This window comes from Bacillota bacterium (assembly GCA_012837285.1).
Taxonomy (GTDB): domain Bacteria; phylum Bacillota; class DTU030; order DUMP01; family DUMP01; genus DUNI01.
This window is the reverse complement of record DURJ01000051.1, coordinates 1-12,849: the sequence shown is the minus strand read 5'-3', so window position 1 is coordinate 12,849 and position 12,849 is coordinate 1. Positions and strand designations below refer to the sequence as shown.

At 47.5% G+C, this 12,849-nt stretch carries 13 protein-coding genes and 1 CRISPR repeat array; of the genes, 12 read left to right on the top strand and 1 reads right to left on the bottom strand.

Annotation, left to right across the window (positions count from 1 at the left end; genetic code table 11):
• Nucleotides 1-712: hypothetical protein (locus GX016_03125; GenBank protein HHT70558.1), on the bottom strand; the 712-nt coding region annotated here is incomplete at its 3' end.
• Nucleotides 713-813: 101 nt separating this feature from the next.
• On the opposite strand from GX016_03125, the gene GX016_03120 reads away from it, so the two are divergent.
• The 12 genes from GX016_03120 (at nt 814) to cas2 (ending at nt 11,957) form a co-directional block, all read left to right on the top strand.
• Nucleotides 814-1,830 (top strand): WYL domain-containing protein, encoded by a 1,017-nt coding sequence (locus tag GX016_03120; GenBank protein ID HHT70557.1) that lies wholly within the window; start codon nt 814-816, stop codon nt 1,828-1,830.
• A gap of 154 nt (nt 1,831-1,984) precedes the next feature.
• Nucleotides 1,985-2,305, top strand: a complete 321-nt coding sequence (locus tag GX016_03115) for a hypothetical protein (protein HHT70556.1) — start codon at nt 1,985-1,987, stop codon at nt 2,303-2,305.
• A 59-nt stretch (nt 2,306-2,364) separates the two neighbouring features.
• Nucleotides 2,365-2,649, top strand: coding sequence for a hypothetical protein (locus tag GX016_03110; GenBank protein HHT70555.1), 285 nt, complete (start codon nt 2,365-2,367; stop codon nt 2,647-2,649).
• A 66-nt stretch (nt 2,650-2,715) separates the two neighbouring features.
• Nucleotides 2,716-3,669, top strand: a complete 954-nt coding sequence (locus tag GX016_03105) for an ArsA family ATPase (protein HHT70554.1) — start codon at nt 2,716-2,718, stop codon at nt 3,667-3,669.
• A gap of 286 nt (nt 3,670-3,955) precedes the next feature.
• The gene (locus tag GX016_03100) at nt 3,956-4,195 is read left to right on the top strand and encodes a hypothetical protein (protein ID HHT70553.1); all 240 of its coding nucleotides are present in this window, start codon (nt 3,956-3,958) and stop codon (nt 4,193-4,195) included.
• A 347-nt stretch (nt 4,196-4,542) separates the two neighbouring features.
• On the top strand, nt 4,543-6,684 hold the full coding sequence (cas3, locus tag GX016_03095; protein HHT70552.1) for a CRISPR-associated helicase Cas3': 2,142 nt from the start codon (nt 4,543-4,545) through the stop codon (nt 6,682-6,684).
• 26 nt (nt 6,685-6,710) lie between these two features.
• A complete protein-coding gene (cas5c, locus tag GX016_03090) occupies nt 6,711-7,364 on the top strand; it encodes a type I-C CRISPR-associated protein Cas5 (protein HHT70551.1) in 654 nt (217 codons plus the stop codon).
• Nucleotides 7,365-7,368: 4 nt separating this feature from the next.
• Complete coding sequence (gene cas8c, locus GX016_03085; GenBank protein HHT70550.1) at nt 7,369-9,105, top strand: type I-C CRISPR-associated protein Cas8c/Csd1; 1,737 nt, start codon at nt 7,369-7,371, stop codon at nt 9,103-9,105.
• A complete protein-coding gene (cas7c, locus tag GX016_03080) occupies nt 9,089-9,979 on the top strand; it encodes a type I-C CRISPR-associated protein Cas7/Csd2 (GenBank protein HHT70549.1) in 891 nt (296 codons plus the stop codon). The genes cas8c and cas7c overlap by 17 nt, the downstream gene beginning before the upstream one ends.
• A gap of 27 nt (nt 9,980-10,006) precedes the next feature.
• Nucleotides 10,007-10,618, top strand: a complete 612-nt coding sequence (cas4, locus tag GX016_03075; GenBank protein ID HHT70548.1) for a CRISPR-associated protein Cas4 — start codon at nt 10,007-10,009, stop codon at nt 10,616-10,618.
• A gap of 5 nt (nt 10,619-10,623) precedes the next feature.
• The gene (cas1c, locus tag GX016_03070; GenBank protein ID HHT70547.1) at nt 10,624-11,655 is read left to right on the top strand and encodes a type I-C CRISPR-associated endonuclease Cas1; all 1,032 of its coding nucleotides are present in this window, start codon (nt 10,624-10,626) and stop codon (nt 11,653-11,655) included.
• 11 nt (nt 11,656-11,666) lie between these two features.
• Entirely contained in the window at nt 11,667-11,957 is a 291-nt protein-coding gene (cas2, locus tag GX016_03065) for a CRISPR-associated endonuclease Cas2 (protein HHT70546.1), read from the top strand.
• Between the two features lie 164 nt (nt 11,958-12,121).
• Nucleotides 12,122-12,799: a CRISPR direct-repeat array (repeat unit 37 nt; unit sequence GTAGCACCCAGCTTCACCGCTGGGTGAGGATTGAAAC).
• Nucleotides 12,800-12,849 lie beyond the last annotated feature (50 nt).

Sequence of the window (12,849 nt, the reverse complement as noted above, 5' to 3'; positions counted from 1 at the left end):
TGCCGGCACCGATATCCAGTAAAGCAAGATTAAGTTGGCGCATACCGCGGGGAACCGAGACTTCTAGAGCGGCGATGGGCTCCAATGTTAGGCTGGCCGGCTCTAAACCGGCGCGCTGCAGCACGGCGAATAAACCATTTACCACCACCCGCGGCAAAAAAGTGGCGATAAGCTCCACACCGATATCCGGGCTTACCTGTCCCAGCAACTCCGAAATAGGCTGTCCATCCAATAAATATTGACTAATGCTGTAGCCCACGCAAAAAAATCCGGCTGCGGCTGCTTCACCTTCCTCACGAGCCAGCTTCGCTTGGGCCACCCGCAAAGCTTCCAGTTCTAGCGCTTTAATCTCGGCGGCAGTCACCGCCGACAGGCTGGATCGCTGGTGCCTGGCTTGACCGGTGGACATTCTTAGCGTCCGTCCAGCGGCAGCAACAGCCGCCCGGTGAAACGTTGTCTTCCGGCGCCGTTCCAGAGCGGTCTTCACCTTGTAAACGCCTTGAGCTACGGCAGCCACATTATGGACCTGGCCTTGGTACATAGCTCGGTCCAGATGTTCGTATTGTTGAGCTGCCCGGAGGCGATAACCGCCGCCAGCGGACTTTTCTAGCACTACACCCATAATAGTCCGAGTACCGATGTCTAGGGCCAAAATTTCACCATTATGCGGCATATCTGGCACCACCTCGCTACACAATTCGCGATTCAACATAAAGTTTCCTGCCTCTCTTGAGGCAGGAAGTAGGCTCAGAATGTAGAATTCATATAACAGAAACCTATTTCCGGTAGGCAACCGGCTAGGAGGATAGCGCCATGACACAAGGCCTGGCCCTTGGCCTGGAGCGACATAGTTTCTACCGTATCCACCGCATAGACCACCTTATCCGCCAGTCGGCATATCCTAATGTGCCCAAGCTGAGCCGCTGGTTAGAAGTAAGTACCCGCACCATTGAGCGGGATATTGAGTTCTTGCGGGATTCCTTGGGTGCACCGCTTAAATACGATGCCAAACGCCGGGGCTACTACTACACCCAATCAGACTTTTCCCTGCCTTGTGTCAAACTCACAGCTGGCGAGCTGGTAACCTTGTACCTGGGCCAGAAGTTACTGTCCCAATACAGAGGCACCACCTTTGAAGCTAGTATCATCAATGCTTTTGCCAAGATAAGGACCTTCTTACCGGAAGAGGTAGAGATAGATTTTGCTAACCTGGATGAGTTTCTGTCTTTCAACGTTAAGCCTCTACGCGGTGAGGAACGCCAAGTAGCCACTACCTTTCACGAAATTGCCCAAGCCCTGAGAGATCAAGAGACTGTTAAAATCACTTACTACACTGCCAGCCGTGATGCCGTAAGCACCCGGAAGGTGGATCCTTATCACCTGCGCTGCCATGAAGGCGCTTGGTATATTATCGGATACTGCCACCGGCGTCGCGAAGTAAGAACATTTGCCTTAGATCGAGTTCAGAAGCTGGCACATACCAGGCGACATTTTGACCTACAGCCGGGCTTTTCCTTGAACGATTACCTCAGCCATAGCCTCGGCATCGAACGGGGACGTAAACCCCACGAAGTTGTTATTCTGTTCGATCCTGAGGGCGCACGCTGGGTAAGAGAACGACTGTGGCATACCACCCAGGAACTGATACCCCAGGAAGACGGATCGCTGGTGTTTAAGGCTGTTCTCAGTGGACTGGGCGAGGTGAAACGATGGGTGCTGAGTTATGGCGTCCACGCGCAGGTAATAGCACCTACCCATCTGAGAGACGAAATTGCTCAAGAAGCGGCGGCTTTAGCCTTGCAGTACGACTCGGTTCCAGATGTGCCTTAGCCATGCGCTGGTGAGACCGACACAGTTGTTTTTGCTCCAGTTACTCGGGCAATATTTGAAGGATTTTCAGCCGAAATGTAGAAACTACAAGACACGAAATAACCGTCGGGAAAACATTGCCAGTGCGGGACAATTTATAAGGGGGGTTATGCCGGTGGCCCTGTCAGATCTTGATGTTTGCATCAACCTATACCGGGACGGAGAGAAGCTGTTTGATTTACTTAAGGCCGTTATCCGCGAGTGGCTCGAGTCACCGTGGCCTCATGAACAAGAACGAGCCGATTATGCCCAGGAGCTATTTAACGAGAGCTTAAAGATCTACCAACAATACCTAAATGATGCTCACGAGCAGGCGAGAAGCGGCTTTTTTACGCCCGCAGATCGCAAGATCCTGAAACAAATGGAAGAACGCTACGACTACTGGGAGAATAAACTGAAAGAACTTACCGGAGAGAAGGAGACCCCGGTGGATTAGGATCTTTGCTGGACCCAAAGCCACGGCTTTTACAGAATAAAGAGGCGATGGAAATGGATATGGATTGGACAAAGGTCCTTAGCAACGTGCAGGGATTCTTCCGTGGTGCCTTCGATTTTCAGGAGCGGGCCACTTCCGTGCTCCGGAAAGAAGCCCACGAAGAGAACGACATTTTTATGCTGCTTTGCTTCGCCGACCTCATCGGGATTCCCGTGCCCACCTCATATTATAGTCTGGAGCTGCTACCGTACTTAGCCGAGGAGCTCGGTGGCTGGGAAAAAAGAATTGTCGAGCGAAAAAGCGTGCTGGCAGAAAAATTCGGTAAGCACGACTGGTGTTGCTGAAACACTTGACCGGAGGAGGCCCCTTGAGCTCCTCTGGTTTCTATTACTAAGGAGGCCTTTCTAGTGATGTCGTCGCTATGGGGCAAAAAAGTCATCTTCTTCGGTGGGAAAGGCGGTGTGGGCAAAACAACCTGTGCGGCCAGCTTCAGCGTATTGGCAGCACAAAAAGGCTATCGTACGTTGGTAGTTTCCACGGACCCGGCTCACAGTCTGGCGGACATTTTTAAGGCCGATATTAAGGAGCAGGGACAGCTGGCACCAAACCTGTGGGGCTATGAAATCAACCCGCAACAAGAAAGTGCCCGTTATATCGAGCGGATCAAAGCCCAGCTTAAGAGTGTGCTCAGCCCCATCATCATGGAAGAAATTGAGCGGCAGGTGGAGGCGGCCTATTCAGCCCCCGGTTCCGAGGAAGCGGCTATCTTCGACAAGTTTGTTGACTTACTGGAACGCATCAACACTGAATTTGACCTGATCGTTTTTGACACCGCTCCCACCGGCCACACCTTGCGGCTGCTGTCCCTGCCGGAACTACTGGCCGCTTGGATCGAACACCTAATCGCCCAGCGAGAAAAAGCCAACCGGCTTATGGCCATGGCGGCCGTGGGTTCGCGCCAGCTAAAAGAAAAAACCGATAAGCCCGATCCTGTACTGGCTACTTTACAGTTGCGGGAAGAACGTTTTCGCCGCGCTCGCGACTTTATTGTCGACGCCCAAGCAGCCACCTTCATCTTCGTAGTCAATGCCGAAAAACTACCCATACTGGAAACCAAAAAGGCCATCACCATATTAACCAAGTACCATATCCCCGTAGGAGGCATTATTGTCAACCGTCTCCTTCCCGACGGCGAAGAAGGAGCCTTCTGGACCCGGCGCCGGAACCTCGAGCGACAATACCTGGCCGAGATTCAGCAAGAATTCGGCCCCCTTGTCCTAGCCAAACTTCCACTCCTACCCGACGACATCTACGGAAGAGAAGCCCTGAATCAAGTAGTACAAATCCTGGAACAGCAGATATAACGAAACCGACTGCTTCCCACTGGGAATTGAAAGAACCAACAAACAAAACTACCCCGACAGCTTATGACGGGGTAGTTTTGTTATACTTAAACCAAAGCAAAAATCAAAGCTCCAACCAATTATATCAACAAAGAACGTAGTAAGGAACGGAAGCGACCAATACAGGGGGGAGAGAATATGGCACAACTTGAAATCACTAGATCTCATGTGAAAAGCACTGCTCGGGGATAAGATCGAACCAGTATACAACTACTACAACCAAAGCACAGCTTCTTATACCTGTGTAGTGGGCCTGAAGCATAGCTATCTCTCAGAGCAACAAATAGCAAAACTAACCTCAGGGGCACCCGTCATAGTAATTCCCGAATGGAATAATCCGGTAGATCCAAGTGCCATGGCCGTCCTGAGTCCCAATGGGGCTAAAATCGGTTACCTGAGAAAAACATTAGCCCAAGTCATGACAGCACGCCTAACAGCCCAAATCGCTCATGTTTGTTCTGAGAATTTCATCCCGACAGTCGAGTGAACATTAAGATTCAATTTGCTATAAAGAAGACGAAACCAATAAAATAATAAGCAAGGAAGCGCGAGTCGTTCAGATAATTAATCGAAAAGAAATAAGTGTTTGGTAAAGAAACAGGGTGCTATTGGGGCTATCTGCACTGCAATCAATAGGTTTGCCTAACATTGCGACCAACTTATTCAGCTGCGTGTCGATAAACATATGCAAGAGGCAAATCACCCAGCATAAGATAAACTAATGATACTAGTATGTTAATTTAATATATACATAGGAAGGAATGTACAACCTAAACCTGGAACTACTAGTATAACAAACAATACACATAAGATGAGGGGAGGTTGAGGATTTAGTTGCTACTAGCACATTCAAAAAATGAAGATGGTATTCCGCATGGCTTAGAAGAACATTTGTCGAAGGTGGCAGATTTGGCCCGCGGCTTTGCTAGTGTGTTTGATGCCGAACAATTAGCTTGTTTTTGTGGCTGGGTGCATGATGTTGGGAAGGCTCATCCAGATACGCAAAGGTATTTGAAGCATGAAATCCAACAAGGACCAAATCATTCGGCAGCCGGGGCTTTCTTAGTGAGTGGAAAATGTGATCTCTTGGCTTTTCCTATTGCCGGGCACCATGGTGGCTTACCGTCGCCTACACAGTTAAAGCAGCGGTTGAGCGATCCCAAGGAGTTAAAGAACAGTGCAATAGCTTTAGAGCGAGCCAAGACTGTCCTGCCGGGATTGTTCAAAGACCTAGACCTCGAACAATTCGTACCTTCGTACTTACAGACTTCTGGGCTTAAACAAGAGTTATTTATTCGGATGCTATTTAGCTGTCTTACAGATGCAGATTTTCTGGATACAGAAGCACACTTTTCTCCCGATAAGAGTTCGGCTCGAGCCAACGAGTTATCGATGACGCAATTGTGGCAACGATTCCAAAAAGATCAAGAAAGGCTAAGCGGACAAAAAGAAGACTTACTTAACAAATCCCGTCATGAGATTTATAATTATTGTTTAATGGCAGCAGGACGGGAGTCCGGAATATTTTCTTTGACTGTGCCTACTGGTGGTGGCAAGACTCGTTCTGCCCTAGCCTTTGCTTTAACACATGCTATAAAACATGATTTAAAGCGGATAATTGTCGCTATACCGTATACCAGCATTATTGAACAAACTGCTGATGTGTATCGGAATATATTGGGGCCGGAGGCTGTCTTGGAACATCATAGTGCTGTGAATGTAGAAGGAGAAGATGAAAGTTCGGAAGAAGAAACTAGAAGAAGGCTCATGTCGGAGAATTGGGATGCTCCTGTTATTGTAACTACAACTGTTCAGTTATTCGAAAGCCTGTTTTCTAATCGTGGTAGCCGTTGCCGTAAGCTACATAATATTGCTGGTAGTGCGTTAATTTTGGATGAAGTGCAAACGCTGCCAACGCACCTACTTAGGCCTATTCTTGATGTTGTGCAACAGTTGGTAGATCATTACCGAGTCTCAGTTGTTCTATGTACAGCCACCCAACCAGCACTGGAGAAAGGCCCTATTAAAGAAGGGTTATGCAATGTCCGGGAAATAATACAGGAGCCACAACAATACTTCGCTGCATTAAAACGAGTTAATTACGAATTTCCTTTTAGGAAAGAGACCTGGTCTTGGGGAAAATTGGCTGATGTTTTAAAACAAGAAGAACAAGCGTTGGTCGTGCTAAACACCAAAAAAGATGCAATGGCTCTTCTTGATAGCATTGGGCTTGATGAAAACACTTTCCACTTGTCAACGCTACTATGCGGAGCCCATCGCCGAGCAGTTCTTGAAGAAATTCGCCACCGGTTGGATAATAAATTGCCATGCCGGGTTGTAAGCACACAAGTTATTGAAGCGGGAGTAGATCTGGACTTCCCAATAGTATTTCGAGCTGTAGGCCCTTTAGATCGTATCATACAAGCAGCTGGACGCTGCAATCGTGAAGGTAAGATGCTGGCGGGCAGAGTTATTGTGTTTGTGCCATGCGACGGGAAAATCCCTCCGGGATCCTATCGATCAGGAGCCGATATTTTTACTACTCTTATACAGGATGAGAGTATTGATCTAAATGATTTTAGCCTTGTCAATACTTATTTTGCTAAGCTTTATCAAGTAGGCGAACTCGATAGCAAAAATATTCAAAAACTAAGGCAAAAACTTGATTACCCTCAAGTTGCAACTAGGTTTCGCCTAATTGAACAAGATACGGAATTAGCTATTGTACCCTACCGGCCTCATATAGGTGAGATCCAAAGACATATTAGCCAATTGCATCATACTGGGCCGTCGCGGCAACTTCTGCGGTTAATCCAGCCATATGTGGTTAGTATCCATAAACGTTCATTAATAAACCTACAAAAAGAGCAAATAATCAAAAGTGTAGTACCCGGGGTATGGGAATGGTTAGGGGGCTACGATTCAGTCAGGGGAATTGTTAATATTAAGCACAACCCGGCTGACCTTGTTGTATAGAAAGCATGTAAAGGGGGTGAACGCTCATGTACAAAGAAGCTTCGTTAGTGGTAAAACTCTGGGGAGACTGGGCCTGTTTTACTCGGCCGGAAATGAAGGTGGAGAGGGTAAGTTATCCTGTTATGACACCTTCAGCGGCTCGTGGTGCCCTGGAGGCTATATTTTGGAAGCCGGAATTTGGTTGGCAAGTTCGGAAGATTGCCGTATTAAGACCCGTCCGCTATTTTTCTCTGCTGAGGAATGAAGTAACTAACAAAGCAGCGGTTTCATCTATTAGAAACTGGGGCCCTAATGACGGCTATTATGCCGACTTGGATCGGGCCCAAAGACATACTCTCGCCTTGCGAGATGTTGCTTATGTTGTGTGGGCAGATATTGTCTTGAACCCTCACGCAAACGGTATCGATACCGCCAAGTATCGTGACCAATTCAGGCGGCGGGTAGCCAAGGGGCAATGTTATCACCAACCATATCTTGGCTGCCGAGAGTTCTCAGCGTTTTTTGGTTATCCTGAACAAGATGATATGCCCCTGAATACCAACGAAGACCTAGGGTTGATGCTATTTGACTTAATTTACGAGCCTAACGAGTCTGGACGAGGCCAACCTCAGTTTTTTGAGGCGCAACTTAAAGACGGTATTCTTAATATTCCCCAAGAGCTCTATAAAGGAAGGGGGTGAATGAATGCTGCTGCAGAAGTTGACGGAGTATGCAGACAGGGAATCTGATATTGAGGATTTGCCATTGTTGTACGAACTTATACCTGTAAAGTGGCTAATACAGCTTGACTCAAAAGGAAAATACCAAGGGATAATCTGTACAACTGGCGACCCAGAAAAGAAAAGTGACCGAGGTAAACGCTATCCGGTACCGACAGTAGTCCGATCGTCGGGGGTAAAGCCTAAGCTTTTGGCTGACCGAGCGGATTATGTGCTTGGGTTAATTGCTCCTGATGCTAAGCCGAAACAAGTAAAGCGGACAGGTGAATGTCATCAAGCTTTCTTGGCATTAACACGAGAATGTGCTGCACAAACGAGACTTCCTGAGGTACAAGCCGTTATGACTTTTCTTAACGAGCTAGACCTAAACACATTAGATTTGCCAGAGGACATAGATCCTGGAGACAATGTAACCTTCATAGTAGAAAACACTATGCCTATTGCCTTGCCGCCTGTTCAGGAAATGTGGGCGAATAGCCAGGCATCAACTGAAGAAATGGCACAATGTTTGGTGTGTGGCAAGTTCAAACCGCCAATGAAACGTCAACCTATCAAGATCAAGGGAATTCCCGGCGGGCAAAGTTCCGGCATGGCGTTAGTAAGTGCCAACGCCAAGGCTTTTGAATCATATGGTTTGGAAGCATCTCTAATTGCACCCATTTGCCAAGAGTGTTCTTATGCCTATGGACAAGCTCTTAATTCGTTAATCAGAGGCGAGGATTCTCACCTTACTATAGGTCCTAGCGTGTATGTGTTCTGGACCAGGGGAAAAAGTAGTTTCACTCCTGCACAGATTCTTAGGACTCCCCATCCGAACGATATAAAGAAATTAATAGAATCCGTGTACTCCGCCAAAAGCTCTTTTTTTCCAGACCCCACTCAATTTTATGCTCTGTCTCTTACCAGCAGTGGTGGAAGAGTAGCTGTACGAGATTGGTTAGTGACAACCGTGGGCGAAGTACAGAGGAATCTGGCTTATTACTTTAAGGCGCAAAAGTTAGTCGACCGCGAAGGCGAGTATGGGCAACCATATGGTTTGTTTACGTTGGCTGTATCGCTTTTTGCTTCCGGCAAAGAGATCAAAGCTCACGTTATCCAAGCGTTTATGAAGGCTGCTTTACTGGGAAGGGCACTTCCACGTTGGGTTTTGTACCAGGCAATCAGAAGGTGTGCAGTGGAACAGACGGTTACGAGACCGCGAGCAGCCATTATTAAGATGGCACTTGGCTGGGAGCAATACAGAGAAAAGGAGGAAGGGTTAATGGAGAAACTTGATCCTGCCAATTGTAACCCAGGCTACTTATGCGGAAGGTTACTATCGATTCTAGAGTTTATTCAGAAAGCTGCTTTACCAGGTATTAAAGCTACTATTGTAGATCGATACTACGGCACAGCTTCGTCAGCACCAGCTGCCGTATATGGCCGACTTCTACGCACAACGCAGGCCCATTTGACCAAACTGCGAAAAGAAAAAACGGGGGCACATAACGTACTACAGAGGGATTTAGAAGAAGTTCTTTCAAAGTTGAAGGAGTTCCCAAGCACATTGAACCTACAAGACCAGGCCCTGTTTGCGCTTGGATACTACCATCAGCGTGTAAAAGGCTGGGGTTCTGCCGGCAAGTGTAGGTTGGAAGCCACTGCTTCACAAATAACTCAAGGTGAGGAGGGTTTAACTGATGAGCATGAAGGTTTATCTTGATCCATTGAAAAGACATGATTTTGTCTTTGCTTTCGACGTGAAGGACGGAAATCCGAATGGCGATCCAGACGCTGGCAACCTGCCCCGTGTAGACCCAGAAACAATGCAAGGTTTGGTAACAGACGGATGCTTAAAGAGAAAGGTACGCGATTGGGTAAACTTGACGCGGGAAACAGAAGACCGAATGAAGATTTATGTTGAGCATCGTGGCATTCTAAACAAACAGCATGAACGCGCTTACACTGCGTTAGGTAAAAAATCGACAGGGACCAAACAAGACCGTGATACCATAAACGAAGCCAGAGAGTGGATGTGCGCCAATTTCTTTGACGTTCGCGCCTTTGGCGCTGTTATGACCACGGGTGTTAATTGTGGCCAAGTGCAAGGGCCGCTACAACTCACATTTGCCCGCTCGGTGGATCCTATTATCCCGCTAGACCTTTCTATAACTAGAGTTGCTGTGACCCGCCCGGAGGATGCAGAAGTAAGTGAAGAAGGAGAAGGTGGAAAGGTCACGGAAATGGGTCGCAAAGCAATTGTACCTTATGGACTCTATGTCGGTTATGGTTTCTTTAGTCCCTTTTTTGCCAAAGATACCGGCATGAACGCAGAAGATTTAGCAGTGTTTTGGGAAGCATTGCAGCACATGTGGGAGATAGATCGTTCTGCTAGCCGTGGATTTATGTCCTGCCGTGGCCTTTACGTTTTTACCCATGGAAAGGCAGTAGGAAATGCACCGGCCCATGAATTATTTGAGCGCGTCAATATCAAACGAATACCAGATACACCGCCTCGCCAGTTCAATGACTATCAAGTCAAGGTGAATGAATCCAATTTGCCCGAAGGAGTAACCCTCACAAGGTTGGTGGGGTAAGTGGATACCGGTGATCTAGAACCCGTCATGTTATCGGCTCTGGAGCATTATAGCTATTGCCCGCGGCAGTGTGCTTTGATACATTGTGAACAAGTCTTTGATGATAATGTGTATACACTTCGTGGTCATGCAGTGCATAAGAGGGTACATGAGATTGATACGGTGTTTATGGAAGGTGGACGGATAGAGTACTCGCTACCACTTTGGAGTGAACAACTAGGGCTTATTGGGCAAGCTGATGTAGTAGAATTCCATGACGATATACCTTACCCGATAGAATACAAATACGGCAAGTATCGTAAAAGACAAGTGGAGCATGCAGCGCTGCAACTCTGTGGGCAGGCCATGTGCTTAGAAGAAATGATGGGTGTTAATGTGCGTAAGGGGGCGATTTATTACCACAGCTCGCGACGCAGATACGAAATCCAATTTACATTCGAATTACAGGATAGAGTACGGAAGGTAGTAAAGGCCATTAGAGCGATGGTTAGCGAAGGAGTAATGCCTTTGCCACCTAACGATGAGCGTTGTACGCACTGTTCGTTAAGCGCGAGCTGTATGCCAGCTGCTATTGGGGACGGGTCCAAAGCCCGTTCCCTTGTTGGCGTTCTTTTCCTGAATGAGTATGATGAGGATTGATAATCATGGAACAACTAGCCAACACATTATACGTTATGACACCCGGGGCATATGTTCGGCTAGATCACGAGACAGTGAAAGTCGAAGTAGAACGTACAACTCAGATTCAGGTTCCACTTCATCATCTAGGAGGCATCATTTGCTGCGGTAATGTCCTTGTAAGTCCCGGAGTGATTCACAAGTGTGCTGAGGACGGACGCTTTATTGTGATGTTGGATAGTATTGGCCGATTTAAGGCCAGAGTAGTGGGTCCAACATCAGGGAATGTATTGCTACGTTGTGCTCAGCACGAAGCTTTACATGATAAAGAACAAACGGCTTCTATAGCCCGCAACATTGTTGCCGGGAAGATTAAAAATACCCGTACAGTCTTGTTAAGAGGAGCGCGAGAAACAAAAGACATAGCAGATCAAACTGCTCTAAGAAAAGCTGCCGCACGCTTAGGACAAGCTGTAACCGCACTTGACCAACAAAACAATTTGGATGTTATTCGGGGAATAGAGGGTGAGGCGGCCCGAACCTACTTTTCGGCCATTGAGTACCTAATACTGGTGGATAGAGATATATTTCGTCCCAACGGACGAACCCGCCGGCCTCCCCGCGACTATCTAAACGCGCTCTTGTCATTTTTATATGCCCTAATTTTAAGTGATTGTGTTGCTGCAGCAGAGGGAGTGGGTTTAGATCCCCAAGTAGGATTTTTACATGCCATTCGTTCCGGTCGTCCTGCTTTGGCATTAGACCTGATGGAAGAATTTCGAGTCTTATTGGGAGACAGAGTGGCAATTACTCTCATCAACAGACGTCAAATAACACCGCAACATTTTGAAGAAAAGCCTGGAGGATCAGTATACTTAAACGATCCTGGCCGTCGCAAGGTAGCTGTAGCTTATCAAAAACGGAAACAAGAGAAGATAACCCACCCTTTATTGGAACATTCGAAACCCATCGCATTGATTCCGCATATTCAAGCGCGCCTACTGGCACGCACTTTTCGGGGAGATTTGGAGCAGTATCCCCCCTTTATCTACCGGTAGGAGGTAATACGGTGGAGATTCTAGTTTCTTACGATGTTTCCACAGAAACAGCTGAAGGTAGAAGACGCCTGCGAAAGGTTGCCCAGATATGCAAGGACTACGGCCAACGAGTGCAAAAATCGGTATTTGAATGTACAGTTAGCCCAACTCAGTGTGAACGTCTTCGGCAATATCTTCTGGACAATATTGACAAGAGTGAGGACAGCCTTCGCATTTATATACTGCGTGAACCAAGAGACAAGTATATTGAATCATATGGCATTGATCAACGAATCGACTTCAATGATCCGTTAGTTCTGTAGTGCGGACCAGCAGTGATCACAAATTAACGGGGGGATCGCGATGCAGCCAGATCAAGGGTCGCACCGGATTTTCAGAAATAAAGCATTGGTAAACTGCTGTAATAATATCGATTCGCGCAAATGTGCTCTCAAGAATAGTCATACCAACGACTAGCGCGAATGGAGTAGCACCCAGCTTCACCGCTGGGTGAGGATTGAAACAGCCCCACCTCAAACCAGGTCATGGCCCTTCCTGTAGCACCCAGCTTCACCGCTGGGTGAGGATTGAAACGCCTATCACGAAACCTTACAGGCTATTCGGGACCTGTAGCACCCAGCTTCACCGCTGGGTGAGGATTGAAACTCTGCACCACATAGGGATTAAATATATCAGGGACTAGTAGCACCCAGCTTCACCGCTGGGTGAGGATTGAAACCATTTTTAGCATGTCTTACTCTAAATTTGCCATGCGTAGCACCCAGCTTCACCGCTGGGTGAGGATTGAAACTTCCGAGAACATATCGTAAATAATGCCCTCAGCGTAGCACCCAGCTTCACCGCTGGGTGAGGATTGAAACGCAAGAGATTATTGACCAAATAAATACAATAGTTGTAGCACCCAGCTTCACCGCTGGGTGAGGATTGAAACCCATAAAATATCTAACGGATCCTTCTCAGTTATCGTAGCACCCAGCTTCACCGCTGGGTGAGGATTGAAACTGATATAAGTTGGTTAAATAATTCTTGGTCGGACGTAGCACCCAGCTTCACCGCTGGGTGAGGATTGAAACCCACCTGATGCTAGCTGTGCTTCTAGCTGGCTTTGTAGCACCCAGCTTCACCGCTGGGTGAGGATTGAAACTCAAGAAGAGAGGTACTGCACTTGGTGACAGGGGTAGCACCCAGCTTCAC

What these genes read in the sequence shown, in the direction of transcription:
- GX016_03120 (HHT70557.1), top strand. Translation starts at nt 814, where the DNA reads ATGACACAAGGCCTGGCCCTTGGCCTGGAGCGACATAGTTTCTACCGT.
- GX016_03110 (HHT70555.1), top strand. Translation starts at nt 2,365, where the DNA reads ATGGATTGGACAAAGGTCCTTAGCAACGTGCAGGGATTCTTCCGTGGT.
- GX016_03105 (HHT70554.1), top strand. Translation starts at nt 2,716, where the DNA reads ATGTCGTCGCTATGGGGCAAAAAAGTCATCTTCTTCGGTGGGAAAGGC.
- cas5c (HHT70551.1), top strand. Translation starts at nt 6,711, where the DNA reads ATGTACAAAGAAGCTTCGTTAGTGGTAAAACTCTGGGGAGACTGGGCC.
- cas8c (HHT70550.1), top strand. Translation starts at nt 7,369, where the DNA reads ATGCTGCTGCAGAAGTTGACGGAGTATGCAGACAGGGAATCTGATATT.
- cas7c (HHT70549.1), top strand. Translation starts at nt 9,089, where the DNA reads ATGAAGGTTTATCTTGATCCATTGAAAAGACATGATTTTGTCTTTGCT.
- cas4 (HHT70548.1), top strand. Translation starts at nt 10,007, where the DNA reads ATGTTATCGGCTCTGGAGCATTATAGCTATTGCCCGCGGCAGTGTGCT.
- cas1c (HHT70547.1), top strand. Translation starts at nt 10,624, where the DNA reads ATGGAACAACTAGCCAACACATTATACGTTATGACACCCGGGGCATAT.